This window comes from Paenibacillus silvestris, from assembly GCF_009882985.1.
GTDB lineage: Bacteria > Bacillota > Bacilli > Paenibacillales > NBRC-103111 > Paenibacillus_E > Paenibacillus_E silvestris.
In genome coordinates, this window is sequence record NZ_WTUZ01000040.1 from 522,923 (window position 1) to 549,305 (window position 26,383).

31 protein-coding genes are annotated in these 26,383 nt (G+C 47.4%); 9 read left to right on the forward strand and 22 right to left on the reverse strand.

All coding sequences use genetic code 11. From position 1 onward, the window contains the following. Positions 1-23 precede the first annotated feature (23 nt). The gene (locus tag GQF01_RS34360; protein WP_328803591.1) at positions 24-782 is read left to right on the forward strand and encodes an alpha/beta hydrolase; all 759 of its coding nucleotides are present in this window, start codon (positions 24-26) and stop codon (positions 780-782) included. A 68-nt stretch (positions 783-850) separates the two neighbouring features. On the opposite strand, the gene GQF01_RS34365 is transcribed toward GQF01_RS34360, so the two are convergent. Together GQF01_RS34365 and GQF01_RS34370 are read right to left on the reverse strand one after the other, a co-directional pair. Beyond that, entirely contained in the window at positions 851-1,111 is a 261-nt protein-coding gene (locus GQF01_RS34365) for a metal-sensitive transcriptional regulator (RefSeq protein WP_145655952.1), read from the reverse strand. A 14-nt stretch (positions 1,112-1,125) separates the two neighbouring features. Next, entirely contained in the window at positions 1,126-3,552 is a 2,427-nt protein-coding gene (locus GQF01_RS34370) for a CoA-disulfide reductase (protein WP_161411821.1), read from the reverse strand. Between the two features lie 187 nt (positions 3,553-3,739). Here GQF01_RS34370 and GQF01_RS34375 point away from each other — a divergent pair, with 187 nt between their 5' ends. The 3 genes from GQF01_RS34375 to GQF01_RS34385 all read left to right on the forward strand — a co-directional run bounded on the left by GQF01_RS34375 (position 3,740) and on the right by GQF01_RS34385 (position 5,796). After that, entirely contained in the window at positions 3,740-4,516 is a 777-nt protein-coding gene (locus tag GQF01_RS34375; protein ID WP_161411822.1) for a threonine/serine exporter family protein, read from the forward strand. Then, positions 4,513-4,944 (forward strand): threonine/serine exporter family protein, encoded by a 432-nt coding sequence (locus tag GQF01_RS34380; RefSeq protein WP_202556829.1) that lies wholly within the window; start codon positions 4,513-4,515, stop codon positions 4,942-4,944. Before GQF01_RS34375 ends, GQF01_RS34380 begins: the two co-directional genes overlap by 4 nt. Before the next feature lie 153 nt (positions 4,945-5,097). Beyond that, positions 5,098-5,796 (forward strand): class I SAM-dependent methyltransferase, encoded by a 699-nt coding sequence (locus GQF01_RS34385; protein ID WP_161411823.1) that lies wholly within the window; start codon positions 5,098-5,100, stop codon positions 5,794-5,796. A 2-nt stretch (positions 5,797-5,798) separates the two neighbouring features. Here the strand turns inward: GQF01_RS34385 and GQF01_RS34390 are convergent, their stop codons facing one another. The 11 genes from GQF01_RS34390 to hrpB all read right to left on the reverse strand — a co-directional run bounded on the left by GQF01_RS34390 (position 5,799) and on the right by hrpB (position 17,287). Further along, positions 5,799-6,242, reverse strand: a complete 444-nt coding sequence (locus GQF01_RS34390) for a hypothetical protein (protein WP_161412115.1) — start codon at positions 6,240-6,242, stop codon at positions 5,799-5,801. A gap of 68 nt (positions 6,243-6,310) precedes the next feature. Further along, positions 6,311-6,643, reverse strand: a complete 333-nt coding sequence (locus tag GQF01_RS34395) for an ASCH domain-containing protein (RefSeq protein WP_161411824.1) — start codon at positions 6,641-6,643, stop codon at positions 6,311-6,313. A 71-nt stretch (positions 6,644-6,714) separates the two neighbouring features. Continuing rightward, positions 6,715-6,870, reverse strand: a complete 156-nt coding sequence (locus GQF01_RS34400) for a hypothetical protein (RefSeq protein WP_161411825.1) — start codon at positions 6,868-6,870, stop codon at positions 6,715-6,717. 100 nt (positions 6,871-6,970) lie between these two features. Next, a complete protein-coding gene (locus tag GQF01_RS34405; RefSeq protein WP_161411826.1) occupies positions 6,971-7,972 on the reverse strand; it encodes an aldose 1-epimerase in 1,002 nt (333 codons plus the stop codon). Between the two features lie 206 nt (positions 7,973-8,178). After that, positions 8,179-9,666 carry an L-arabinose isomerase gene (gene araA, locus GQF01_RS34410; RefSeq protein WP_161411827.1) on the reverse strand — a complete coding sequence of 496 codons (1,488 nt, stop codon included), beginning with the start codon at positions 9,664-9,666 and terminating at the stop codon, positions 8,179-8,181. A gap of 42 nt (positions 9,667-9,708) precedes the next feature. Then, positions 9,709-11,388 carry a ribulokinase gene (locus GQF01_RS34415; protein ID WP_161411828.1) on the reverse strand — a complete coding sequence of 560 codons (1,680 nt, stop codon included), beginning with the start codon at positions 11,386-11,388 and terminating at the stop codon, positions 9,709-9,711. Positions 11,389-11,455: 67 nt separating this feature from the next. Further along, positions 11,456-12,565, reverse strand: a complete 1,110-nt coding sequence (locus GQF01_RS34420; protein WP_161411829.1) for a GntR family transcriptional regulator — start codon at positions 12,563-12,565, stop codon at positions 11,456-11,458. Between the two features lie 509 nt (positions 12,566-13,074). Continuing rightward, entirely contained in the window at positions 13,075-13,719 is a 645-nt protein-coding gene (locus tag GQF01_RS34425) for a class I SAM-dependent methyltransferase (RefSeq protein ID WP_202556830.1), read from the reverse strand. A 37-nt stretch (positions 13,720-13,756) separates the two neighbouring features. Next, positions 13,757-13,996, reverse strand: a complete 240-nt coding sequence (locus GQF01_RS34430; protein WP_235960807.1) for a hypothetical protein — start codon at positions 13,994-13,996, stop codon at positions 13,757-13,759. Positions 13,997-14,021: 25 nt separating this feature from the next. Beyond that, on the reverse strand, positions 14,022-14,753 hold the full coding sequence (locus GQF01_RS34435) for a hypothetical protein (protein ID WP_161411832.1): 732 nt from the start codon (positions 14,751-14,753) through the stop codon (positions 14,022-14,024). Positions 14,754-14,797: 44 nt separating this feature from the next. Next, entirely contained in the window at positions 14,798-17,287 is a 2,490-nt protein-coding gene (gene hrpB, locus GQF01_RS34440; RefSeq protein ID WP_161411833.1) for an ATP-dependent helicase HrpB, read from the reverse strand. Positions 17,288-17,481: 194 nt separating this feature from the next. Here hrpB and GQF01_RS34445 point away from each other — a divergent pair, with 194 nt between their 5' ends. Both GQF01_RS34445 and GQF01_RS34450 read left to right on the forward strand, forming a co-directional pair. Then, on the forward strand, positions 17,482-17,736 hold the full coding sequence (locus tag GQF01_RS34445; RefSeq protein WP_145654904.1) for a YpbS family protein: 255 nt from the start codon (positions 17,482-17,484) through the stop codon (positions 17,734-17,736). 14 nt (positions 17,737-17,750) lie between these two features. Further along, complete coding sequence (locus tag GQF01_RS34450; protein ID WP_161411834.1) at positions 17,751-17,915, forward strand: hypothetical protein; 165 nt, start codon at positions 17,751-17,753, stop codon at positions 17,913-17,915. Between the two features lie 626 nt (positions 17,916-18,541). Here GQF01_RS34450 and GQF01_RS34455 read toward each other — a convergent pair. Genes GQF01_RS34455 through GQF01_RS34465 form a run of 3 tightly spaced genes read right to left on the reverse strand, consistent with a single transcriptional unit; the run spans position 18,542 to position 19,794 of the window. Continuing rightward, positions 18,542-19,180 carry an NUDIX hydrolase gene (locus GQF01_RS34455; RefSeq protein ID WP_161411835.1) on the reverse strand — a complete coding sequence of 213 codons (639 nt, stop codon included), beginning with the start codon at positions 19,178-19,180 and terminating at the stop codon, positions 18,542-18,544. 38 nt (positions 19,181-19,218) lie between these two features. Beyond that, a complete protein-coding gene (locus GQF01_RS34460) occupies positions 19,219-19,473 on the reverse strand; it encodes a DUF2164 domain-containing protein (protein ID WP_161411836.1) in 255 nt (84 codons plus the stop codon). A gap of 12 nt (positions 19,474-19,485) precedes the next feature. Beyond that, complete coding sequence (locus GQF01_RS34465; RefSeq protein ID WP_161411837.1) at positions 19,486-19,794, reverse strand: Dabb family protein; 309 nt, start codon at positions 19,792-19,794, stop codon at positions 19,486-19,488. 196 nt (positions 19,795-19,990) lie between these two features. Between GQF01_RS34465 and GQF01_RS36115 the strand changes: the two genes are divergently transcribed. The 3 genes from GQF01_RS36115 to GQF01_RS34475 all read left to right on the forward strand — a co-directional run bounded on the left by GQF01_RS36115 (position 19,991) and on the right by GQF01_RS34475 (position 21,728). After that, positions 19,991-20,167, forward strand: a complete 177-nt coding sequence (locus GQF01_RS36115; protein ID WP_202556831.1) for a hypothetical protein — start codon at positions 19,991-19,993, stop codon at positions 20,165-20,167. Positions 20,168-20,314: 147 nt separating this feature from the next. After that, a complete protein-coding gene (locus tag GQF01_RS34470; protein ID WP_161411838.1) occupies positions 20,315-21,304 on the forward strand; it encodes a YpdA family putative bacillithiol disulfide reductase in 990 nt (329 codons plus the stop codon). 121 nt (positions 21,305-21,425) lie between these two features. Continuing rightward, positions 21,426-21,728 (forward strand): hypothetical protein, encoded by a 303-nt coding sequence (locus tag GQF01_RS34475; protein ID WP_235960809.1) that lies wholly within the window; start codon positions 21,426-21,428, stop codon positions 21,726-21,728. A 62-nt stretch (positions 21,729-21,790) separates the two neighbouring features. Here the strand turns inward: GQF01_RS34475 and GQF01_RS34480 are convergent, their stop codons facing one another. The 6 genes from GQF01_RS34480 to GQF01_RS34505 form a co-directional block, all read right to left on the reverse strand. Continuing rightward, entirely contained in the window at positions 21,791-22,354 is a 564-nt protein-coding gene (locus tag GQF01_RS34480; RefSeq protein WP_161411839.1) for a DNA-3-methyladenine glycosylase I, read from the reverse strand. Between the two features lie 81 nt (positions 22,355-22,435). Continuing rightward, positions 22,436-23,242: a TatD family hydrolase gene (locus GQF01_RS34485; protein WP_161411840.1), complete on the reverse strand. Its 807-nt coding sequence runs from the start codon at positions 23,240-23,242 to the stop codon at positions 22,436-22,438. Then, the gene (locus GQF01_RS34490; protein WP_161411841.1) at positions 23,239-24,003 is read right to left on the reverse strand and encodes an ABC transporter ATP-binding protein; all 765 of its coding nucleotides are present in this window, start codon (positions 24,001-24,003) and stop codon (positions 23,239-23,241) included. The genes GQF01_RS34485 and GQF01_RS34490 overlap by 4 nt, the downstream gene beginning before the upstream one ends. A gap of 18 nt (positions 24,004-24,021) precedes the next feature. Next, a complete protein-coding gene (locus GQF01_RS34495) occupies positions 24,022-24,789 on the reverse strand; it encodes an ABC transporter permease (protein ID WP_161411842.1) in 768 nt (255 codons plus the stop codon). After that, positions 24,789-25,079 carry a thiamine-binding protein gene (locus GQF01_RS34500; protein ID WP_161411843.1) on the reverse strand — a complete coding sequence of 97 codons (291 nt, stop codon included), beginning with the start codon at positions 25,077-25,079 and terminating at the stop codon, positions 24,789-24,791. Before GQF01_RS34500 ends, GQF01_RS34495 begins: the two co-directional genes overlap by 1 nt. 27 nt (positions 25,080-25,106) lie before the next feature. Then, entirely contained in the window at positions 25,107-26,132 is a 1,026-nt protein-coding gene (locus GQF01_RS34505) for an ABC transporter substrate-binding protein (RefSeq protein ID WP_161411844.1), read from the reverse strand. Positions 26,133-26,383 lie beyond the last annotated feature (251 nt).

Below are 26,383 nucleotides of genomic sequence, written 5' to 3' on the forward strand. Positions count from 1 at the left end.
TACTTGGCGAGAGGTGATGAATCGTGAAAGCTTTCAAACGCCATTGGTGGAAAGGAGCACTAGCCCTTCTTATCATTCTAATGGGATTAATCTATTGGTACTTAAGACCCTATCAGCCTAGTCAAGCTGCCTTGTCTGCCATGCAGTCTACTGATGAGATCATGGTTAGTGATGAGGACCAGGTGATTCGTTTTGAACCCAAAACACCCGTACAGCCCAGCATCATTTATTATCCTGGCGGTCTCGTGAAGCCAGAGAGCTATGCGACTTATGCTCAAGCATTTGCGCAAGCAGGTCATCGTGTTTATATTGTGAAAATGCCTCTGAATCTGGCCATTTTCGGTGCAGACCGCGCTCAGCCGATTATTGCCGCGAAGCATCCGGATGAGACTTTTCTGCTTGGCGGTCATTCCCTTGGTGGCGTGATGGCAGCTCGTTATGCTGCTGCGCATGCTAGTGAGCTGGAAGGCGTATTTTTCTTTGCTTCCTATCCTGATCCAAAGGGAAGTTTAATTTCGTCTAATTTGCCTGTGTTCTCCGTCGTAGGCTCCAATGATGGGGCCGTCAATATGGCTGCACTCACTAAAGCCAAGAATGATTTACCGAATACGGCTGAATATCATACGATCCGCGGCGGAAATCATTCGCAGTTTGGCAGTTATGGCTTTCAAAAAGGGGATCACCCTGCAGACATATCTGCGGACCAGCAATTGGATGAGACCATCAAGCTGCTGCTGGATTGGGAGAAAACAGCCGTTCATCCTGCCAAACGCGCCCAATAATATGAATGTACCGTATGCAAAAGGGGTTGTCCATCAGGTTTTCATAACCTGATGTGACACCCCCTTTTTTATCTGCTTTTTACGAGAAGCTCCACAGCTTCTTGAATCACTTTGTCCGGTGAATTTCCTTTGGCAAGTTCCTCTTGGATGCAATGCTGAAGATTGGATCCGATCACAACACCGATTGTTCGGTCTACCGCAGTTCGAACCGCTGATAGCTGAGTCACAACCTCCCGGCAATCTTCTCCCGCTTCCATCATCCCGAGAATCCCGCGGATTTGGCCTTCCATCCGCTTTAATCTATTTTTCAAAGCTTTATCATACTCCATCCTTCACTCTCTCCTTAAATAAAGAGATTTAGTCCGGCATCCTCCGCATCGCCCAGATAACTGGCAACTCCAGCGTAGTCAATGCCATCCATTAGCTCTTCGCGTTTAATTCCCATTATATCCATACTCATCGTACATGCAATTAATTTTACTCCGGCTTGAATAGCTCCTTGCATGAGGGATTCCAGCGACTCTACATTTTTTCGCTTCATGACGTGACGAATCATCTTGGCGCCTATCCCGCCCATATTCATTTTGGACATTGGCAGTTTACGCGACCCTTTCGGCATCATCATACTGAACATCGTCTCTAACCCGTCCTTCCGGACAGGAGGCGCATCATCCTTACGCAAGACATTAAGCCCCCAGAAGGTGAAAAACATCGTTACTTTCTTGCCCATCGCTGCGGCTCCCGATGCAATAATAAAAGCAGCAATCGTTTTATCCAAATCACCGCTGAAGACAACCATGGTTGTCCCATTGGCACTTACCTCTGCAGCCTTTGATAAATGATCCTCATTCTCAGATTGACCTTTGCTGACGACAGCTTTTACAATTCCCGTTGAAGTATCCAAAGATTGCAGCGTATTCCCGGTTTTCTCGGACCACTTCTGGATATCCGCTGCAAATCCGAAATCTGTCGCATGAACCTCAATTTGCTCTCCATCCTTCAAGCCCTTCATGGTTTCATACACTCTCATGATCGGACCCGGGCATTGCAAGCCACAAGCATCAATGAGAATTGGCGCCTGACTCGTTGTAGTTACTTTTGACGGTTGAATTGGAGGCAGAGATGCTTCCTTCATCGAACTATAAGTTTTATAACCGCCATCTACATTTCTAACTTGGTAGCCATACTGCTTCAGAATACGAGCTGCCAAATATCCACGTAAACCGACCTGACAGGAGACAGCGACTTCGGAGCCAGCTGGAATATCGTGCAAATGCTCACGAATATCATTCAGAGGTATACAAATGGAACCAGGAATATAACCGAGCTCCCGTTCAATCTCATCTCGCACATCGATGAGGAGTCCGCCTTGCTCCACGTAACGATCCACCTCGTTCCATTGCATCGTTTCAACCAAGCCATCCAGCATATTCGCTGCTACATATCCAGCCATGTTGACGGGATCTTTGGCCGATGAGTAAGGCGGTGCGTACGACAGTTCAATATCAGCCAGTTCATCCGCTCTCAAACCACCTCTCATAGCTGTTGCAATCACATCGATACGTTTATCCACGCCACTCGCTCCAACGGCTTGAGCACCAAGTATGCGCCCGCTATCTTTGTCAAACAGAAGTTTCATCGACATCGAAGCCGCGCCTGGATAATAACCGGCATGCGAATTCGGATGAATATGAATGACTTCGTAAGGTACACCTAAACGGCGAAGCGTCTTCTCGTTGTTTCCGGTAACGGCAGCTGTCAGATCAAATACCTTTACGATTGCGGTACCGAAGGCACCTTGATAAGAAGCTTGAAGGCCGTTAATGTGATCCGCAACTAGGCGACCTTGTCGGTTAGCACCCCAAGCCAGAGGAACGACCGTCTCAAAGCCTTGAACTCTATCTTTCACCTCTGCCGCATCCCCGATCGCATAAATAGATGGATCATTCGTCTGCATATGTGCGTTGACTTGAATCGCGCCTTTGACACCTAGCGTGAGACCTGCCTCCGCAGCCAATTGACTTTCAGGTCTCACCCCGACAGATAAGATCATCATATCCGTGGTTAAAACTTTACCTGACTGAAGTTTCAACGTTCTTCCTTTATCCATTAATTCCTGTACATTATCATTGAAAATCAGCTTAACCCCTTGTAACAGCAAATGACGTTCAATGAGCTTAGCCATCTCGATATCCAGAGGGCCAAGCACCTGGGGGTTGCGTTCAATAACGGTCACTTCCAGACCGCGGTGACGGAGATTCTCCGCCATCTCAATGCCGATGAATCCTCCGCCAAGGATTGTGGCATGCTTTGGATTGCTTGAGTCTACATAGGTTTTGATTCGGTCCGTATCCGGGATATTGCGCAGTGTAAACACATGATTAGCCTCTGCCAAACCTGGAATATCAGGTACGATTGGTTTTGCTCCAGGTGACATAATCAAAATATCATAAGGCTGCTCTTGAACGGCCCCTGTCCCTACATGCCGGGTAGTCACTCTTTTGACATGCCGGTCAATCGCTGTCACCTCGGTTTGGGTCCTGACGTCAATGCGAAAGCGGTTTTTCATAGCCTGAGGTGATTGAATGAGTAGCTTATCGCGGCTCGTAATCGTTTCACCGATATAATATGGCAAGCCGCAACTTGCAAATGAAATATGCTCTCCCCGTTCGTACATAATGATCTCATCGTTTTCATTTAACCTGCGTAAACGTGCGGCTGCAGATGCTCCTCCTGCTACACCGCCGATAATGACAATCGTTCTACTCATGAAGTTCACTCCTGTTGATTCCTATTTTGTATACCCCTATGGGTATAAATAATACCCCATGGGGTATATAAATGTCCAGATCTATTTACGGCCTGCTCACCATACGTTAGGTGTTAGGCTTGTCTTAGGAATTACTGCCAAAATGTATTATACTTTGATCAAATACGAAAACAGGAGACAAGCCCTTATGACCCCTCTCCCACCAACCAATTATGAAATCGCTCAAGTTTGTTTGTTAGCCGGAAAAATTATGCTTGAAAACGGCGGTGAAACTTATCGTGTCGAAGATACCATGACCCACGTAGCAGAAGGGTTTGGCATTTCTAACTCGCATAGCTTCGTCACGCCTACCGGCATTATTTTCTCGATCGATGGGCCTGAACAGACAACAAGACTGATTCGTATTTCTGAACGATCAACGGATCTGCACAAAGTGACCGTCGTGAATGCCATCTCCAGACGCATCAGTAAAGGAGATTTAACCCCACAAGAAGCCTACCGCCTGCTTTCAGAGATTGATGCGGCCAATACCAGCTTTCCGACATGGGTTAAAATCCTTGCCGCTGCGGTAGCGAGCGGTTGTTTCTTAATCATGTTCAAAGGGATGTGGCATGATTTCCTGCCGGCTTTTGTGACAGGCGGGGCAGGCCTAACCTTTCTCGGTTATTTTAATCGCTTGGTTCGAATTAAGTTCTTTGCTGAATTCCTGGCCTCATTATTCATAGGTGCGTTGGCTTTTCTATTCGTGTACATAGGATTTGGCCATGATTTGGATACGATCATTATCGGTTCAGTGATGCCGCTTGTTCCAGGACTTCTCATTACGAACGCAGTGCGGGATTTAATGGCTGGACATTTTGTATCAGGCGTTTCCAAGGGGGCTGAGGCTTTTTTGACGGCTTTTGCTATCGGGGCTGGGATTGCCTTCGTCTTATCCTTTTATAACGGGGAGGGCATGGTATGAATATGCTTGGGCAGCTCGTCACCAGCTTCATCTCAACAGCAGCTTTTGCCATTCTTTTCAATGTGCCTAGAAGCACGATCATCCAATGTGGATTCATCGGAATGGTTGGTTGGATGATGTACGTTTCTTCACAATTGATTCCAATAGATCCAATTCTGGCTACTCTGATTGCATCTTTCTTGGTAACTGTCATTAGCCAATTTTTCGCTAGAATTTACAAAACTCCAGTCATTGTATTCAGTGTCGCTGGCATTATTCCCTTAGTGCCAGGCGGTTTAGCTTATGACGCGATGAAAAATGCCGTCCTCAATCATTACGATGTTGCTGTGCAGCTGGCAGCCAAAGCCTTCATGCTCTCTGGCGCAATCGCCATTGGACTTGTCTTCTCCGAAGTGTTGAATCAGCTGTTCCGCCGCCGGGCCAAATAGCCCTTTCCTGACCTATTACAATAGGTCGCAGAAGTTTTATAGGTTTATCCTATTAATATAATCGGATTTATATCTTAGATTTTCCCTGCTTTTCCCTATAAAATAATGTTAAGGAAGCAAGTACCGCCAAACAACGAGATGGAGATGATTCCCATGACTGAGAAATATAATAATCAGCTGGTAACGAAATTCGATGAGATCGCTGAGAAGTACGACGGCCAACGAAGGAAGCTCATTCCCTGTTTTGATGATTTCTACAGATCGGCCACGTCGCTTGTTCGACCACGTGCAGCATCACCGCGCATTCTTGATCTCGGAGCTGGAACGGGACTTCTCTCCTCCTATATCTTAGGCCAATATCCAGATGCACAGCTAACGTTAATCGACCTATCCCAAGGGATGCTTGACATCGCAAAGCTGCGATTTGGCGAGTTGAACGCAAATTTAACGATTCTGTCAGGAGATTATACCGAATTTGATTCGGATGAACCATTTGATTGTGTGGTGTCTGCCCTGTCAATCCACCATCTGGAGGATCAAGCCAAGCAGAACCTGTTTGAGAGGATTTATAACCTGCTAAAACCTGGGGGCATTTTCGTAAATGCGGATCAAATCCAAGGAAGCACTCCCTTTCTTGATCACTTGTACCGCGCGGATTGGGAAGCGAAAATAGAGGCTACTGACTTGACCCGCGAAGCGCTCCAAGCTGCCTATGAAAGAACCAAACTGGATAAAATGGCCCCACTCGATCAGCAGCTTGCTTGGCTTAAAGCCAGCGGTTTCGCAGATGTAGACTGTGTCTACAAGTCCTATAATTTTGTGGTTATGTTCGCTCAAAAGCCAGAAGCTTAACCTTACCAAAACGAAGGTTTGGACACCATGAACCACATCATCGCCAGCGTAATAATCACATACCAGATTAACGCGCTGCGCAGTTGGTTCACCAATACGTTGCGGTCATCGTGCGGTGCACGAAGCTTTCGCAGCAGCGGTGAAAATGCCCGCGCTATGAAATATAAGGAAGCTACCATGATGAGCACCGTGAAAACGATCCAAGATGTTTTCCATGTCCATGCGGTTAGCCAAGTAAGCAAAATACCGGTTGCTACCAATACATGTCCAGCATGTTTCGTAAGCCGTACGGTTATGCGGAAGGGCTCCAAATATTCAGGCAGGAGTTCAAATTGTGCTATTCTGATTTTCGCTAATAACGGAAATAACACAAAATAAGGGCCAATACTAAGTACAACACTAAAAATATGAATATATAAAAGCAATATGTACCAGGACAACACCATCATCCATTCTGTAGAAAAATTCAATAAAACAGTGTAGATCCTACGATCCACACTGTTTTTTTCATCTCTTATTCAGCTTTTTGAAATTCGTGTACCCAAACTTTCATTTGTGGCAGCCAAGGCATGCCAGGATGAATGGATAAGATACTGTCGCGATACTCGTCGATCGTCTCATGTCCTTCAGCTTTTGCATCTTCCACTGTCAGATCACCAAGCGCTTGCTGGTAGACCTTCGTTACAGTAAACGCATTGCCCTGAAGATCCATCGTTTCACCGATGTCTGCATAACGTCCGTTGCGTCTGCAAGCTGTTTTTTGGCCGGCTAATACTTTGCCAACTTCAGCCTCTTTGGTTACAAGGCGGTCAATGGTGCAAGTTTTTGGTGGTAATGTTTCGTTCATTGTTGTTTCCCTCCTTTTTCCAGTACTCATTATACCCAATGAGATCCGATTTGTCGAACCCTGCGCATTCTCTACTCTCTGAGCGCTTCCTTCAGTTTCGTAGACATGCTGTCCATCGAACCTGCTGTGGTCCGCTTCACACCGCGAAGCTTGGCTATTTCCTGCTTAAGCTTCTCGTTCTCTACCTTCAAACGTTCATTCTCTGCGATTAGTTGTTCTTTTTCCATGCTGTTCACCTGAGCTTTCTTTCGATAAAAATGCCCCCTCCCGCTTGCAGAGCATCACGCCTGATTCTCTCCATGCGTCAAAAGGGGGCTGATTTATTGCTTATTTCTTTAATTCAATCGTATAAAGACGGGCTGACTCGCTCCATACTTCGCCTGGCTCCAGGCTAACTAGACCGATTTCATCAGCTGGCTTATCAACATTAGGCGCGTTAACCAAATTCATTTGTGGCTCCGGACAGAAGAAACCTTCTGTAGCGCCATTGTTCCAGATCATCCATTGTTTATAGGATGTACCTACATCATACACAAGTTTGACGCCTTCGCGAGCATCTGTCAATTCCATGTAATTGCGTCCATTTTGTGGAGCTGTCGTGTAGTGATTGTCCATCGACTCGAAGAATGGGGATAAGTCTCCGACTTTCATCTTCGCTTCCTCACTGGATAGCGGCTGATATTCGCCAGTCGGCAGCATTCTCTCGCTCATTTCCCAGCGGTTGCCGATGGTCATTTTGAAGCTGTAATCCGCTGCTTGTGAATTAGGCGCAAAAGGCGCATTGATCGTAGTATGGTAGGCAATTAGGCAAGGCATCGCTTCTTGACCTTCATTATGCACAGAAATATGTTGTTGCAAACCGAATTGATTCAGCACATAAGTCAGGCGAAGCGTGAACTCGAATGGTAAATACGTATACACGGAATGCCCTTCTCTTACTTTAAGCGCTAAAGTGACGCTGCTGTCGCCTTCTGTTGTGCCAAATCTTTCGACTTCCCAAGGGATATCATGGACAAAACCATGCAAATGATTGCCCGTTTTCGGCTCATTAACCGGAAATTGAAAAACCTTGCCTTTCCAAGGGAATTTCCCGTCTTCGTAACGGTTCGGCGGAAATAACACAGGAATACCATGTATAATTGGACGTTCTTTAAACGCTTCCATTTCATCTAGGGATGGCTCACGCAGAAAGCGGTATTCCTTTTCGTTGTCTCTAAAAGCAATCAGGTTCGCCCCGATTTCCGGCAAAACAGCTGCTTCATAACGGCCCGCTTGCAGCCAAACCGCTTTCTCTCCTTGGAATGTTCCTTCGTAAGCTTTCGTTGTCATCTGTGTAATCCTCCTAATGCGATGCCCATATTTTGGACAGGCTCATATGATTTTACTTTAAAGCATGAGAAACAAGGAAGTCAATGGATGAAAATTGCATGGATATCGACAAAAGTGACTTTTTTATTCAGGTTGAAAAAGAAAACCGTCTCCCCATAAGGGAAGAACGGTTCTCGGTTGTACGTTCAGTTGAATGGCTTGCGATTCTAGCGCTTCCAAGCCGCCTCGCCCCAACGAAGTTCGTTCCGGAACTGCAGCGTAGATGTATTTTTATTAATAATGACAACTTCAATACCAGCTAATTCTGCCCAATCAACTAATTGTTCTGTAGTTACTTGGTAGGAGAAGACGGTGTGATGAGCCCCGCCTGCATAGATCCAAGCTTCTGCTGAATCACGCAGGGACGGCTGCGGCTTCCATAGAACGCGCGCCACTGGCAGCTTTGGCATCTCTTTCACAGGCTTCACCGCATCCACTTCGTTAATTAACAAACGGAAACGGTTGCCCATATCGATAAGGGATGCATTCAGTGCTGGGCCGGAAGCACCATCAAAAACAAGGCGCGCTGGATCAGCCTTCCCGCCGATTCCAAGCGGATGAACCTCAATTTTTGGACGTGTCGCCGCAATTGTCGGGCAAATCTCCAACATATGAGCGCCAAGTACAAGCTCAGCTCCTGGCTCCATATGATACGTGTAATCTTCCATGAAGGAAGTCCCTTTATTGCCTGCGATAATCTTCATGACACGTGTGAGCGCTGCTGTTTTCCAGTCGCCTTCACCGCCGAAGCCGTACCCTTGCCCCATCAAGCGCTGAACAGCAAGCCCTGGGAGCTGCTTGAGACCATGAAGATCTTCAAACGACGTCGTGAATGCGCCGAAACCGCCCTCCTGCAAAAAGCTTTTCATGCCAAGTTCAATGCGGGCTTGCTCACGAATCGCCTCACGCACCGGTCCTGCTGAACGTCCCTCTGGCGTTATATCATAAACTTCATTATATTCATCCATTAATTGATCCACTTCCGACTCGGAAATGTCTCTTACGCGCTGAACAAGATCGCCTACACCATACCCATTAATGGACCAGCCGAATTTAATTTGCGCTTCCACTTTGTCCCCTTCAGTTACAGCCACTTCGCGCATGTTATCGCCAAAACGAGCCACTTTCAAGCTGCGTCCTTCAACAAAAGCTACCGCTGTGCTCATCCATCCTGCAATGCGGGATAGGACAGCAGGATCTTCCCAATAACCAACTACCACTTTACGTGAAATGCCCATACGCGCTCCAATGAAGCCATACTCGCGATCGCCGTGAGCTGCTTGATTGAGGTTCATGAAATCCATATCGATCGTTTCCCATGGAATATCGCGATTGAATTGGGTATGTAAGTGGAGCAATGGCTTGCGGTACTCGGCAAGGCCAGCAATCCACATTTTCGCCGGAGAAAAGGTATGCATCCAGGTAATAATACCTGCACAGTTGTCATCTGCATTGGCATCCAAGCATAGTCTGCGAATCGCATCTGGTGTCGTCAAAACTTGTTTGAACACAAGCTTGCTAGGTATCGAGGGATCACGGTCAATCCCTTCTGTAATCTGTTTCGAATGATCCTCTACTTGAAGCAATGTCTCAGGTCCGTACAAGTGCTGACTTCCGGTTACAAACCAAAATACTTTTTCTGCTGATGCTTTCATGGCAATTTGCCTCCTTGGATTATGGGAATGGATGAAAGTGAATTAGTGCCTTGCTTCCTCACGAATTGCACGAAGGCGTTTCATGACATCGTTCTCTCCGCGACCAAAATAATCGTGCAGCTTGCTGTACTCTTGGTAAAGCCTCTCGTAAACAGCCACATTTTCTGGGATAGGTTTAAAAGTATCTTTGCGTACACGCGCCATTTTTTGTGCGGCATCTACGATATTGTCGTAACCACCCTTAGCTGCACCAGCTGCTACGGCACCGAACATGGCTGCTCCTAGCGCAGGCGTTTGTTTGGAATCAGCGACTTTGATCTCGCGATTCGTAACATCCGCATAGATTTGCATCAGCAAACGATTTTTTTGCGGAAGTCCGCCGCATGCGTACAATTCCTGTACTTCAACCCCATTGTTGTGAAAAGCATCAACAATCTTACGAGTTCCATAAGCAGTAGCCTCCAGCAGCGATCGATACACCTCTTCTGGCTTCGTCAAAAGCGAGTAGCCAAGAATAAGCCCATTAAGCTCTGTATCTACTAGCACGGATCGATTTCCATTCCACCAGTCCAGCGCAAGCAGACCTGTTTCACCTGGTTTGTAAGCGGATGCATGTCGTTCCAGCCATTCATGTACATTCGTTCCTTCTTGCTCTGCAGCAGCTTGCACATAAGCAGGTACACCTTGTTCCACATACCAAGCAAAAATATCACCAACAGCTGATTGCCCAGCTTCATAGCCCAAATAGCCAGGAATGATGCCGTCTTCCACAACACCACACATGCCTTCAACTTCCCGCTCCTCTGTCCCAAGAAGCATATGGCAGATCGAAGTTCCCATCGCCATCACTAATTTCCCAGGTGTTACAACACCTACACCAGGTACAGCTGCGTGGGCATCGACATTTCCTACAGCAATGGCGATGCCTGGCTGTAAGCCCATCAAAGCAGCCATCGATTCCGTTAATTCACCGGCTTTGGTGCCAAGTGCAACAACTTCACCGCGCAGCTTCGTCTGAGTGACATTCTCCAAACGCGGGTCCAATGCTTTGAAAAATTCGTCGCTAGGATAGCCCTTTTTCTTATGCCAGATTGCTTTATAACCAGCCGTACAGCTGTTACGGACAATCTCAGCTGTGCCTGTCATTTGCGAAACAACCCAATCAGTCGCTTCTAAGAAACGATCCGTTTGCTCATAAATGTCTGGAGCTTCATTCAATATTTGCCAAACCTTTGCAATCATCCATTCTGATGAAATTTTCCCGCCGTACCGAGGAAGGAAATCTTCGCCTCTACGCTCAGCAATTTCATTAATCAGGTTCGCTTCGTCTTGGGCAGCATGATGTTTCCACAGCTTCACCCAGCTATGCGGATTATTCGTCAACTCCGGATTGAAGCAAAGCGGTTGACCTTGCGCATCCACCGGAAGCATCGTACATGCTGTGAAATCGATGCCAAGTCCGATAATATCGGCTGGGTCTACACCAGAAGCTTGCACGACAGCAGGTACTGAGCGCGTAAGTACTTCCAGATAATCTTGCGGGTGCTGAAGCGCCCAGTCATATTCAAGTTTAATGCCGGAAATCGGCAGCTTCTCGTCAATAACATTGTGCGGGTACGGGGTCACATGATCTGCAACCTCCGTGCCATCACTCAAATCAACTAGAACGGCGCGTCCGGATTCCGTGCCATAGTCAACGCCAATTGCATACTTCTTAGACATAGAGAACCTCCTTCGATTTTCCAATCTCTATGTCCAGTATAACACTTGTACGTACAAGTTGGCTAGATTAATTTTCTGCTCCAGAAAGGCGAATCGTAGACTCCCTGACAATCAGTTCAGGCTTATAGATTTTGCCTGTCTCTCTCCCTGTTACTCGCTTATTCTCAATCATATCGATCAAAAGCTCAGCAGCATCTGTGCCTAACTCGGTTTTGGGATGTGAAAGTGTCGTTAATTTTACCTCCGTTGCCATCGCTAAAGAGGAGTCGTCGAAACCCACTAACGAGACATCTTGAGGCACTTGAAGCCCTAACGTACGTACAGCTTCAAGCAGATGGACAGCCAGCTCATCGTTATAGCAGATGAAAGCTGTAGGACGCTCGTCTATATGGCTGAGCAAAGAGAGGGCGTACTCGTAAGGCTTCTGCCTTTTCTCTTCCGTTGTGTAGTGGATGACGAGCTCCGGTAATAAGGGAACTTGGTAATGATGGTGGGCGCGAATAAATCCTTTCAGACGATTAATCCCCTGCAAATCATCCGTCTTGAAAAAACCGGCAATCTTGCGATGCCCCAGCTCGATCAGATGCTGCGCCGCCTTGAAGCCGCCCTCTTCATCGTCTACGACTAAAGACGGGCAGTTCATCTCCGGATAACGTTCATTGATCATCAGATACGGAATATGCTGATAGTCGAGCGAGAGATAATAGTTGAGATTCGGGTTGCCTTCCGCGCTTTTCGTAGGCTCTATAATCAGTCCGCTTAGGGGCTGGCTTAACATCATCGTCAAACTTTCCTTTTCCTTGTTCTTATCATTGTCTGTTGAAGATAAGACAAGTCTGTAGCCTCTAGCACGTAAAGCTGATTCCGCACCTCTCACGATATGAGGAAAAATGTAGTCGGATATGTACGTGGTCAGGATGCCAATCGTCTGCACATCACGGCCTTTTTGCGTTTGGGGCGTGGATACGAACGTTCCTTTTCCCTGCATCCGGTACAACCAGCCTTCTTGCTCAAGTTCACCAAACGTCTGGCGAACGGTCTGACGACTCATCTGAAATTGTTCGGCAATTTCGTTTTCCGATGGCATTTGATCGTTCGGTTTCAATCTCCCCGTGTGAAGCCATGTTAAAATTTCCTGTTTAAGCTGTAAGTATTTCGGCGTTTGCTTTTCTTTCATGTTTCGGTTTCACCTCAGGCGTTTGATTCTGAACGTATTATTGAACGTATTATAACATTCGGTTAACTTGTATGTACATATTGGGTGGAAGGAGGGCAGGTGCGATTGATATGACGCATGAAATACCGCCATAGGGTATTAGCTACTTGTTCCATCCTGCACCCTCTCATCGATCTATTCACCATATTGCCAACTTCCACTTCACCAACTCCCAACAAAATACAAATAAATTATGCCATAGTCAATGCCTCAGCTTGAATAGATGGAAAATCTGGCGTTAATCGAAGCGGAATCGATTCCGGGAATGAAATAACTGAAAAAATACCTTTAAATCGCCGATAATGAGCGAAATCTGCTCGTTTCCTTGGAATTAACAGGAGTTTATACAGTTATCTAAAATAAAGTTGAAAATATAGCGAAAATAGCAGGAGTAATCGGCGTTAATCACCTCGCGCCTCCATCCCATCCTCTACCGCTAATCTCTAGAAAAATCAAAAAAACCCGTGATATCACGGGTTTTTTTCCTTGCGCTTCGCAATGATGGATTGGTAATTGGGTTGCATATCCGGCATCTGGAGCACATTGAAGCGTTCAACATCGAACACCTCGCCCACCTTCTGCTGAATATGCGCATCCTCATAAAAAGCAAAAAAACGTTGCGGTCTGTACGAATCGTTCTCCCAGATCCCTTCGCTTTCGTACCCGCCATAGAGTCCCAGATAGAAGAAACCGCCAGGCTTCAGTACGCGCTCAACTTTCCTGAGAACATCCTGAAGGTTATCTTTCGGCACATGCAGCAATGTGTTCATTGACCAAACCGCATCAAACGAAGCTGGCTGCAGATCCAAGTCGAAGAAATCCATGACGTGAGCTTCAAGTCTTTTTTCACGACAAATGGCGACCATTTCTTCCGACAAATCGATGCACACCACTTCGCAGCCGTGTTCCCGCAAATATTCAGCTTGATGACCCGGACCGCTGCCAAGATCTAACACACGCTTGCTATTTCCACCAGACTTTTCCAATCTCACTAGAAAACCACTCAGCTCGTCTATCTTCCAAGACTGCATCGTCTCCCCATTTCGCTGCCTTGCCTGCTGGTCATAACTTGCCCTCAGCACCTGTTTGACTCCAGATTCAATCGATGAATCCAAGCTCATCATCCCCTTACGTCTGAGTCTCGCATCCCAACTATTTGTCTAAAACCTGAAGTCCCGCATTTACGAGCAGATCGAACCACTCGTCTTCTTCCAAAAGCTCTTCTACTGCTTCAATATCCTCTTCTTTACCGGATTCACTAAGAAAGTTCAGCGCGTAACTCCAATCGTCCTTGTTGCGCATGCTTTGCAGCGTAATTTCATAAGGATGCTCGTGCCCTTCTACACTGAACTGAACATGGCCAAGGTATCCCTCCGCTTTGCTGTGTTCCATGTTTGCTTTTAAAATAGTAATCATCTTAATCTTCCTCTTCCTTTTCTATAAAATGTTCCTGCAGCTCTGTCAACCACGACCAAATTGAATCAATCGTCGTTTGCAGATTCGTGGCATCCTGCCATATGTAGGGGTTGTGATCTCTAAAATAATCAGCATGCCCGCCGATCATTGGCAAGGTTTTCCTGTGAATTGGCGCATGCTTCAATTGATGCCAGCGTAATACGCCAAAACGAGACTTGATCCAGCCTCCCCAGGTGCCCAGCCGCGGTATCGGGTCCAGCTTTTGGTCCATTGGATTGATCCCATCTAAATATAGCACTCGATCCTTCAATTCGGGAGGAATCGCACATTTCGGTGATCCGATTTGGATCACGCCAAGAACGAGGATACCTGCCTTCATCAAAGCTCCTGCCGCTTGAATAGACGCCACAGCACCTGCACTATGTCCGACGAAAAGCAATTTCTGACCTGGGCTCAAGTGGTCCGTGATCAGCTTTGTTAAGCTTTTGCCACCATAGCGCGAAGGCTTCTTGTGCGCATTATTCCACATATCACTCGTAATTTCGCGAAGCTGCTTTTGGCGCTGACGACTCCAATCCCCATATGGAAAATGGATAACGACGCGGACCCGTGCGCCAGCCCTTTCAAAACAAGCCGCAAGTGCAGCGCCAAACCGGTCTAAGAAATCAGGCGCCGTAGCAAAGCCAGCCGTTATGTAGATGACGATTTCCTCCGATTCGGAGTGAATGGTCATGAATCACTCAGTCCCCTTCACGGGCACAATTTCTGCCCAATAACTCAAACACGCGGTTTCGCCCGATTGGTCGGCATAGCGGCCATCGGATCGTCTGGCCAATAATGCTTGGGGTAACGTCCTTTGAGGTCTTTTTTGACCTCAAAATAAGCCTCACGCCAAAAGCTCGCTAAATCCTTCGTCACCTGAACAGGACGCTGCGCCGGCGATAACAAATGGAGCGTAAGCGGCACCCGTCCTTTGGCAATTCGCGGGGTATCCGCCAAACCGAACATTTCTTGCAGGCGCACAGACAAGGTCGGCGACTCTGCCACACTATAATCAACGGGAATACGCGATCCACTAGGTACTTGAATGTGAGTTGGCGCCCAATCATCCAACCAACGCCGCTGCTCCCATGTTAGCATTTCTTCTAAGATATTTGTCAAGTTAAGCCGTCCAAGAGCTCCCTTACTTGTCATCCCGTATAGATGCGGCGCTAACCAATCTTCTAATGCTTCGAGCAGCGCCTCTTCACGCATATCCGGCCATTCGCCTGCATGACTGTGATGCAGGAAAATAACTCGCTCCTGCAGCTGGCGCGCACTACGACTCCACGACAGCAGCTCGAGCGACTCAGCCCGAATGCCTGTAATCAAAGCTTGCACAAGCAGATCAGGATTAGGCTCTTGCAAGGGCTTCTCTTTGAGTATAATTGCGCCTAACCGCAGGCGCTGTCTGGCTTTAACGGCCCCGGCCGCTGAATCCCAAAGCACTTCCTGTTCCTGCAGGAGTCGATCACCGAAGGCTTGCAGCAGATCTTCTTCCTGTACGGGGGCGGCTAAAAAAATACGGCTCTCCGCCCCGTTGTCATCCAGCTCGGCCGCGACGAGATATCGCGCGTTCGAGAGCTCTTGCAGCTCAGGCAGCACGGCGCCACGCCCACTGCTGAGCAAGAACCGCCCTGTCGATCGCCGCTGCGCGACGCGATCGGGGTAGGCGAAGGCGAGCAGCAAGCCGCTCGCCGATGCCCGCTGCTCGCCACTCCGTATGCCGAGCGACTGCATCACCCCTTTGGCCTCCGCCGTAATCCGGCGGCATAAGCCAAAGTCAACGTCCGCGCGCTGCTCGCCCTGCGCAGCGCGCCAAAGCACTTCGATGCGGGTGCGCACATCCGCATCACGGCCCCGAGCGCTCGCGAGAATGTCGCGCTCGCTCAGCATCACTGCGAGCTCGCACGCCAGCGCGCCGAGCTCAAGAGGAATGGCTTGCAGCACCATGTGCGCAAGCCGCGGGTGCAGGCCTAACGCCGCCACACGCTTCCCGTGCGGTGTTAGGCCGCCGTCTTCGTGCAGCGCGCCTAGCTGCACGAGCAGTTCCCGCGCCTGCTGATAGGCAGCAGAAGGCGGCAGGTCCAGCCAGACCAGCTCCGCTGGGTCTGTCACGCCCCAGGCGGCCAGCTCGAGCGCAAGCGGCGCCAGATCCGCTTCGCGGATCTCTGGCGTGGAGCTTGGCGCTAGCTGCCGCTGCTCGGTCTCGGTCCACAGGCGGTAACACACGCCTGGACCGAGACGGCCGGCCCGGCCTCTGCGCTGATCCGCAGAGGCTGCGGACACAGGCACCGTCGTTAGGCGGGTCATGCCGGTGCGCGGTGAGAAGCGCGGCACTCGCATGAGGCCGCTGTCAATCACAACCGTGACTCCTTCGACGGTTAAAGAGGTCTCGGCGATCGAGGTCGCAAGCACGACCTTGCGGTGCCCTGGCAGACTTGGCGTCAGGGCGCGATCCTGCGCTTCCTGCGCTAAATTGCCATATAGAGGTGCGATTTCCACCTCTTTTCCTAGCTGCAGCGCCGCAAGGCTGCCAGCAACGCGATGGATTTCTGCTGCTCCCGGGAGAAAAACGAGTAAGCTGCCCGCATCCATTTGTAAGGCTTGGCGGATGCTTCTGACTACTGTAATTTCTAGCTTTTCCTCTTGCTTCGAATTCAAGTAATGCGTTGTAACGGGATAAGCACGCCCTTCACTTTGGATAATTGGAGCCCCATCCAGCATGTCAGCAACAGGCTCTGCTTCAATTGTCGCGGACATGATGAGAATTCGCAGATCCTCCCTCAGGAGCATTTGGGATTGCCTGCTTAGTGCTAAGCCCAAGTCAGCATGAAGGCTGCGCTCATGGAACTCATCAAAAATGACAATCCCGACCCCTTCCAGGGCAGGGTCCGTCTGGAGCATTCGGGTAAGGACTCCCTCCGTGATGACTTCAATCCGTGTGCTCGGACCTACACAGGTATCATTTTTCACCCGATATCCAATGGTCTGACCAACCGCCTCCCCCAGCAGTCGCGACATATAGCGCGCTGCAGCGCGGGCTGCCAATCGCCTAGGCTCCAGCATTAAGATCTTCTGATTATGCAGCCATGTTTCTTGCAGAAGGGCAAGCGGCACTTGCGTTGTTTTCCCTGCACCCGGCTGAGCGACCAGCACTGCGCACGCATGCGTTCGCAGTGCCTCTTTCAATTGTGGTAGAACCGACTCAATCGGTAATGTCTTCATTTCCTTCACTCCGAGCTATCAATAAGTCTTAAAATCGCTTCCTCTGTACACTTTGATATATTTTCAAGTCTTCTCTCCGAAATATCCGGTTATTTGTCGATTATTATTCGGAATTACACCTGTAAAAACTGTTCCTGACCCACTCAATCGTGTATACTGAAGGAATATCTGGTCACGAAAGGGAGAACTTGAAGATGAATGTACATGAAGCGATAACCAAACATTCGACTGCACAGCATCTGCACCTTGTACGATTTGCAGAACTAGATGCGCAGCGCGAGAGTGCAATTGATGCAGCTGTAGAGCTGTGCAAAAGCGGGCTTCCGTTTACCGTTGATGCAATCAATGCGGTTACGGCTCAAATCATCGCCCACGCCAAAGAAGGTATCTCTCCTCTACGTTCTTATGTAACCGAGGACATGGTACGTGATTACGTAAACAAAGGGTAGGGAGATAAAGAACAATGGGAATTCTTACATTTGTAGCAATGCTAGTAATAGGATCGGCCTTTAGTGCTGGATTCTTGCTTCTGTTTAAACGTAAAATCGCGTTAGGAATTGTTTGTTTCGGACTCTCTATCGCGGGTTATATCGTTTACTCCTACATAGCGAATAAATACTTCGTCTAAAACACTTTGGAGAACCGGTCGGGCTTAACCGATCCGGTTCTTTTTCAACATATGGCTCTAGAGTAAGCGAAGCTTCCCTTAATTTAGTTGTGTTGAGCACTCTCCCCCGTGAGATTTGCTGCTATCGCTTGAGGGGTTCCTCCCTGGCAAGGGGAACTACAGGGCGCTATTTCATAGAAATAGGGTCTTTTTCGCGCGGAGGGGAACTGTGATCCGCTATTTGTCCGTTTTCATAAAGAAAACAGATTAAGCGGTCAAATAAGACCCTGTAGTTCCGCTTGAACGCGGAAACGGGCTGAATTTGCTAGAATAACGGCCTGTAGTTCCTCAAGGGTGTATCGTTGACCAACTTACCTCTTCTAGTATGAGGTTACTTCCTCCGCAACGTATCTCAATAACGCTGAATTTTGATTGGCACTGGGTGTTTCCCCCACGTGTCACAGTAACCCTAAATTTTTATAGGCACTGGCTGTTTTCCCCCAAGTGTCTAAGTAACACTGAATTTTTAGTCACAATGGGTCTTCTCCACCAAGTATCTCAGTAACCCTAAATTTAACGGCACTAGGTGTTCCCCACCCCAAAAATCCGCTCCTACAGGGCGCTATTTCATCGAAATAAGCTCTGCTTCATACGAACAAGGCATGTTTCCTTAGCGTTTGAAAAACAAGATCATAATATGCCGCTGGATGCGGGACCAAATCCTCAAGTGTCACGAGCAAACTCATTTCTGCAAGCTGCCCGTCTTGTCCAGTTTGATAGCCCTCAGCTTCTAATTGTCCAATTGCTCCATGCACCAAACGCTCTAACCCCGCTGCACTCACTTTAAATAAACCCGTTACCTCGTCTGCTTGCAAAACATACTTGTCCAGGGATTGGTCACAACGATAAATAAAAACATGGCAAAACTCACGATCCATGAGATGATCAGACATTAGATCTTCTTCCGCAAACAGCCCACAGGGTATCAGCTCATTGAAATCCACGGTCAAGCCCAGCTCTTCCTTCAGCTCGCGAGCGCCATCTGCAACGGTTTCTCCCGCTGCCAGGTGTCCAGCACAGGAGATGTCGAGCAAATTCGGAAACAGGTCCTTATCTGGGTGTCTTAGCTGAAGCAGCAGCGAGGGCTCTTCGTTTGCCAGACTTACAATCCAACATTGAAAAGTAGCATGCCATAAGCCTTTCGCATGAACTTCGGAGCGTGGCGCTTGGCCGAGCCAGTTCATACGCTCATCATAGATATCAAACATTTCTTCTGACTTATTCAACGTGCTCCGTTCCTCCTCAAACCTACATGACAATCGCTTTATCTGCGCGTTTTTTTCGATAATTTCATCGCATACAAATCGTCTTCCAATACACTCATTCTATCCATTAAAGTTTTGCTTGCATCTTCAATCGCCTGATTATAAATAGGTGCCGCCAATTGTTGAAGCATATAATCTAGCAGCTGCTCTGCCGCTAAATTTCCCATAGTAACGCCGTGATCGGCTTCCATGTGCTCCTGCAACTCACTGATCAGCGTATCTTTCTCTTCCTTCGGTAATTTCAATGGTTTCATTCAGGAAACTCCTTATTCGTATAGAGTTAAATCAATTTCTTGAAAACGGCTAACTTCTTTTACCCAGCGCTCTTGCACATATTTCGTATGTACGGGATGAACATTATACGCGTCATAGGCCGCTTGATCCGCAAAAACCATTGAAAATCCAAAATCATAATCCGTCTTGGCGCTCACTTGACGAAAGACTTCAAATTGCTCGACGCCAGGTATTGCAGCAAGTTCTTGCGCGCTTCCCTTGAGAAATTGTTCCGCTTCCACAGTGTCCTTGCCAACTTGCAAATTAAAAATAACCATATGTTTAATACGCTTTGAATTCATCGTCTCATGTCTCCTTTTTTATCCAACTTCACTTATTATAGCGGATTTTGCTGAAGTGAACTACACAACCCTGCGGGCAGCTTAAAAGATCAGCTCAAGTAGGAATTTTCGCATCCCTTATTATGGGGAATAAAATATCCCGCATGTGTACACGTTAAGGCTGAACGTTAATATGACGCAGAAAGGATGACAACCGATGGAAAATAAAAAACATACAGGCAATTACAAAGGAACAACGAATATGAATGCAAAAAATCAGGACATGGAGTTCGTGAATGACACATTAGAAAATGCACCTAGCATAACCTCCGTCAATCTAGCTAAAGACGATATTAGCGAAGGCGATGAGGGGCACCAATTGAATCAAAAGTAACTCCGTCCCCTCTAAAATGATGAGCAGATTGCTTTCCCGAAGATAAATGGGGAGCTCTCTGCTCTATTTTGCTTGTCCGAACTTGGCATCCCCTTCGGCTTGCGATACTATAGGATGAGGGAAATGCTAAGAGGAGGTTGTCATACTTTGGAACAAGTTATCGTCATTGGGGCTGGTCCTTGCGGACTGTCCGCCGCCGTCGCTTTGCAGCGTGAAGGGCTTTCCCCCTTAGTGATAGAAAAAAGCTGCATCGTGAACGCCATCTATTTATATCCTACGTATTTACAGTTTTTCAGCACACCGGAGCTGCTCGAAATTGGCGGCTACCCGTTCTCCACCCCTCATGAAAAGCCATATCGCCAAGAAGCATTGGTTTACTATAGAGAGGTCGCCAGAAGAGAGCAGCTTCGCATTAACTCTTATGAGGAAGTTGTATCTATTGAACCAATTGATACAGGATTTAACGTCCATACTGCCGATCAATTTGGCAAAAAGAAGGTCTATACAGCTAAGAAAGTTGTCGTAGCTACTGGCTATTTTGATCATCCTAATATGCTCGGAATTCCTGGAGAGGATCTGCCGAAAACAACCCACTATTATAAAGAAGCGCATCCTTATTCGGGAACTAAGGTGGCCATAATCGGCGGAAATAACTCCGCAGTTGATGCTGCCATGGATTTACTCCGGGTAGGCGCTGAGGTCACGGTTATTTATCGGGGCAAAGATTTCTCGGCAAATATTAAGCCGTGGGTCCGCCCTCTTTTTGAAAGTATGGTGAACAAAGGCCGAATCCAGATGTGGTTTAATTCCCAGGTTGAACAGATTGATGAACATTCGATTCTGGTTCGAAAAGAAAACGAACACGTCACATTGGATAATGACTTCGTGCTTGCCCTAACAGGATTCCGCCCTGACCGGGAGCTGTTGACTTCGCTAGGCGTCGGTTTTCACGAAGAAACGAATGCTCCGAGCATTAATCCCGAAACAATGGAGACAAGTATTCCCGGCTTGTATGTTGCGGGTGTTGTCGCATCGTCCAAATATGCTGCAAACGAAATTTTCATTGAAACAGGCCGTATGCATGGTTTAGCGATCACCAAACATATCGTGTCCACAAACACCCTTCAATCTAGCTGATTGAAGGGTGTTTTCTATGAAAATATTTCCTGTTTTTCAGAGATTCCTCTTCCAATACGAACATTTGTTTGTTATAATAAAAACAAGAACAAATGTTCCATTTAGATGAGGAGGTAGTTACATGATGAACGCCAGTCACAATTTCCGGTTTATTGAGAGGGATTTTTGGTACCATAAGACATTGTGTGACACTGACCATCTTCTCCCTGGACAGATCGACGCCATGCTGGACGAAGCACACTCTCACTATGCCGATTATACGTTCAAGTTTTATGACGACGGCTCCGTGATTATCATAGACAACGACACGAATAACCGCATTAAGCCAAGAGAATTAACGGGTGCCGTTTATGATTTTTATGTACGCAAACGGATCTATTTAATCAAACATAATCTGATGGAGAAACAACTCCAATATGCCTGAGTGAAGCACACAAAAGGCCATCTGCTAGGGACTTTCGTCCTTAACTGATGGCCTTCTACTTTTTAATTCACACCGTGATACCGAAAGCACTTTTGGTTATGATCGTTCACCATGCCAACCGCCTGCATATACGCATAGCAAATCGTCGAACCTACGAACTTGAAACCACGTTTCTTCAAATCCTTGCTCATAGCATCTGAAATCTCTGATGTGGCTGGCACATGGCTCATATCCGTCCAGTGATTCTTGATCGGTTGACCGCCAACAAATCCCCAAATATAGTGATCGAAAGACCCAAATTCTTGCTGCACTTTCAGGAAAGCTTTTGCATTCTGAACCACAGAGGCAATTTTCAATCGATTGCGTACGATCCCAGGATGCAGCAGAAGCTCCGCCAGTTTCTTATCATCATAGTGTATGATAATTTCCGGATCAAATCCGTCAAATGCTTCGCGGTAACCTTCACGTTTCTTCAATATGGTATACCAGCTTAATCCAGCTTGCGCCCCTTCTAGATTCAGCATCTCGAACAATTTGCGATCATCATGGACGGGTACTCCCCATTCATGATCATGGTAATTCACATATAACGGATCTTCATTGACCCAAGAGCATCTGACCGTCATTTTATTTACTCACCTCATCTATAAATCGAACATCTGTTCTGTTTTATTATAAAACCAATGCGAACAGATGTCCAGCTTCGATTAACCACTGGTAAGCAGGTTGTAAAATTGTTTCGTATTGTGCTGGATCGTTTCCGCCACGATGCTTGACTCTGCATCATGTAAGAGCGCAATTTGCTCAATGACTTTGTGGATCATACCCGGATGCGTTACCTGACCCTCGAAGATTCCCTCGAACGGCCACGGTCCATCTGTTTCGACCATAAGCAGCTCAAGCGGGTAGCTTCGAACGAGCTCGCGGATTTCTTCTTCATAGAGAACATCCGGCGTGATCGAAATATAATATCCAGACTGAATCATGCGCTGTACGGTCTGAGGAGATCCTTTGAACCAGTGAAAATGCGCCTTCTGTATACCATGCTTCTGTAGAAGATCGCATACAATGTCAGCATCTTCATATACCGCATGCAAGACGACAGGCTTTGCTAACTTCGCAGCAAGTTCCAAGAAGCGCTCTAGCAGTCGAACATAAGGGCTATAGTCAAGTCGTTCTCCTCTCTCTTCCGCTTCGAGCCTCCGATAGTAGGGCAGGCCGATCTCACCTACTGCGACAATGTCATTCGAGCGCCCGCTTATCCATTCTAACAGCTCCTGAAGCTCTGCCTCACGGGGAATCTCTTGCTCGGGATGATAGCCGTAAGCCGCATACACTTGCTTAGGTGCTTGTAAGCTCAGCTTTTCAGTCGCCTTACAGGAGGCCAAATGTCTGGAGACCGCGATGAGCGCCTCGACTTGAAACTGATCCAGCTCAGAGACGATCTTCTGAGCTTCCATTTCTTCATACATATCAAGATGAATATGCGCATCAATGGCTATGTTAGTATTCATGATAGGATCTCCTGACGCAGTAAGCTCTGAATATGCTGGCGCAGCTCGTGAAATTTTGGATCCATCATCACTTTTTCATGTCGTTGGCGCTCAAAGGGTACAATAAACTCCTCGATCACTTGTGCAGGTTTGTTCGAGAGAACATAGATGCGATCCGATAGGAATATCGCTTCTTCAATGCTGTGAGTCACAAACAGAATGGACCGTTTGTTTTGTTCCCATATATTCAGCAGCCAAGATTGCATGGCTTGCCTTGTTAATGCGTCCAATGAGCCGAAAGGCTCATCGAGGCACATGACCTCTTGGGGACTGAGCAGAGCCCGCAAGAACGAGACGCGCTGTTGCATGCCTCCTGACAACACATGCGGCAGCTCGTGCTCATAGCCCCCTAGACCAACCTTAGGCAGCCATTCTCTTGCTTTGTCCAATGCTGCAGAACGCGATACCCCTGCAACTTCCTGCGAGAGCGCTACGTTCGCTTCAATAGAACGCCAAGGGAATAATGACGACTGCTGCGGCATGTAGCTGATAAGTCCTTTGGTTCCTGTCACGCTCACCCCATCTAGCCACACCTCGCCTCCGGAAGGAGTGAGGAGCCCGCCAATAATGTGAAACAGTGTGCTTTTCCCGCTTCCAGATGGCCCAATAATGGACACGAACTCGCCCTCTTTAACATGCAGCGTAACATCACTCAGAACAGGGACACGCTGTTTTTTGCCTGAGAACGTGTGATGTATCCCTTTTAGCTCTAATTTGCTCAAACTCTTTTCTCCCCTTCCTTAAGACGATCGTTTCGCGTTCCACCGAACAACGAGCTTTTCCAGCCCTGCAATAAGCCAAAAGAACAACAAACTAAGCACAACAATGATAATAATAGCGACGAATTCGCGATCTGCGCGAAAACCAGATTTCTGCAAAATCATATAATACCCTAAGCCGACACCACCGCCCAGCCATTCTGCAATAACAGCTCCCATTACGCTGTATGTAGCGGAAATTTTGAGCCCGGTAAAGAGGAAAGGGAGTGCATGTGGCAGCTCTAATTTGTAAAATATCTGACGTCTGCTAGCGCCAATCATTTGCATATAATTGTACATGTTGCGATCTGTCTGCATAAATCCATCCAATGTCGACATAGTGACAGGGAAGAAACAAACAAGTGCGATTAAGATGATTTTAGGTAAAATGCCGAAACCAAATAATATAATCAGCAGCGGCCCAAGCGCGATAACCGGGACATTCTGTGACAGAATGAGGAGCGGATAGAATCCAGCCTTCAGAAAAGGCACGCGATGCAAGCAGCTCGCTACGATAACGCCTCCCGTTACACCAACAATAAACCCTATTAACATTAAACGTACTGTAGCAAATGTATGCATCCATACTCGTGCCATGTCCGTAGTGCCGTCCTGCCAGATCTTGAGCGGACTCGGAAGCAGCCAACTAGCCGTTCCACCCCACGTCACTGCAAGCTGCCAAATAAGCAAGAGAAGGATGACCACAACAATTGGTGGCCACCCTGCTTTCAATCCGTTCTTCAGTTTCATTATCTGTATTTCTCCGTCAGCTTGTCCATTGATGCGCCAGACGGGTTAAAATATATTTTTACTTGCGAAATCACGTTAGGGCTGCCCATCTCAATCATCGCTGCATTCATATCTTGAATGATGAGCATAAGCTGATCGAGCTCCCCTTCCATCGTCGTCTCTAGTGGGGAAACGAAGAATTTCACGCCCGATTTGGCGATAACTTCAATCGCGCGATCCACATAAGGGATAATATCTTCACCGTTTTTTGTTTTAGGAATAATTTGAATACTTACAAGTGCGTTAGCCATCGTACATGCTCCTTCCGAATAGAAAAGTTATTTCGTACTAGCAGGTAAGAAATTGTTCGTAAACGCAGCGTCTACTTCGAGATTCTTCTCTAAAAGCTTATGCTCCAACATCCAGTTCGCATAATTTTCCCATACTTGACGTTTTTGTTCGCCCCAACGAGGTGCATCATCCTGATAACGCGGGCTCAGCCATTTTTGACTTGCCATGACAAGTTTTGCATCCAGATCAGGAACAGCTTTGATCAAAATATTTGCGGCATCTTCAGGCTTGCTGATTGCAAATTGATAACCTTTGGCTGCAGCAGCGGTGAACGCTTTAACTAGCTCCGGCTTCTCTTTGATCAGCTTTTCGCTCGTAGCCAATACGGGTGTATAGTAATCCAGTTTATCCGAATATTTGTTCAAATAAATCATGTTCAGCGGCTCCCCGCGAAGCTCGGCATCCACACCTGTCCACGCATAGTAGATCCATGCGAAGTCGATATCTCTTTTGACAGCTGTAAAGTAGTCGGCATCACCGATATTCACAATGTTCACTTTGCTAGGATCGGCTTTCTCGGATTGCATCAAAGAATCAATCATTGCACTTTCAGCCGGTGCTCCCCAGCCACCGTATGTTTTTCCTTGGAAATCCTTAGGCGACTTAATATTCTTCGCTACCGGAGAAGCAAATCCCGATGTGTTATGCTGAATAACAGCAGCTATGGAAACGAGGGGTACGCCTTGGATGCGTCCTTGTGTGATGCTTTCTTGGTAAGAGACGCCGAATTCGGCCGCCCCCGAAGCAATCATCGCATCTGCTCCAGCTTCTCCAGGCGCAATGATTTGCACATTCAATCCTGCCTGTTCAAAGTATCCTTGGTCTTTCGCTACATACAGACCCGTATGGTTGGTGTTCGGTGTCCAGTCCAGGACAACCTTCACATCTGTTAGCGGCTTAGCCGAAGCGGCCGGGTTAGCAGAATTGGCTGGTTTCGCCTCTTGTTTCCCGCATCCTGCTGCGAGAACAGTCAAGCTCACGAGCATGAGTGGTGCAATTTTTTTCCAATTCATAACGTGTTTCCCTCTCCCTTTTATCTATGTAACCACAAGAAAAAGCTCCCGTTATCCGGGAGCGCCATTGGTAGAAAAGTTATAAACCCATACAAAATTAATAAAATAAAGGAGCATTTTGTGTGAATTCTCTACGCTGGCATTACCCAGATCAGATTAACGGTTAGTGACATTTCGGTCACAATCTCAGCCTGACTACTCAAGCTCCCGTGGGTTCTTATTGGTTTGATATTACCATACCGCATGTTCGC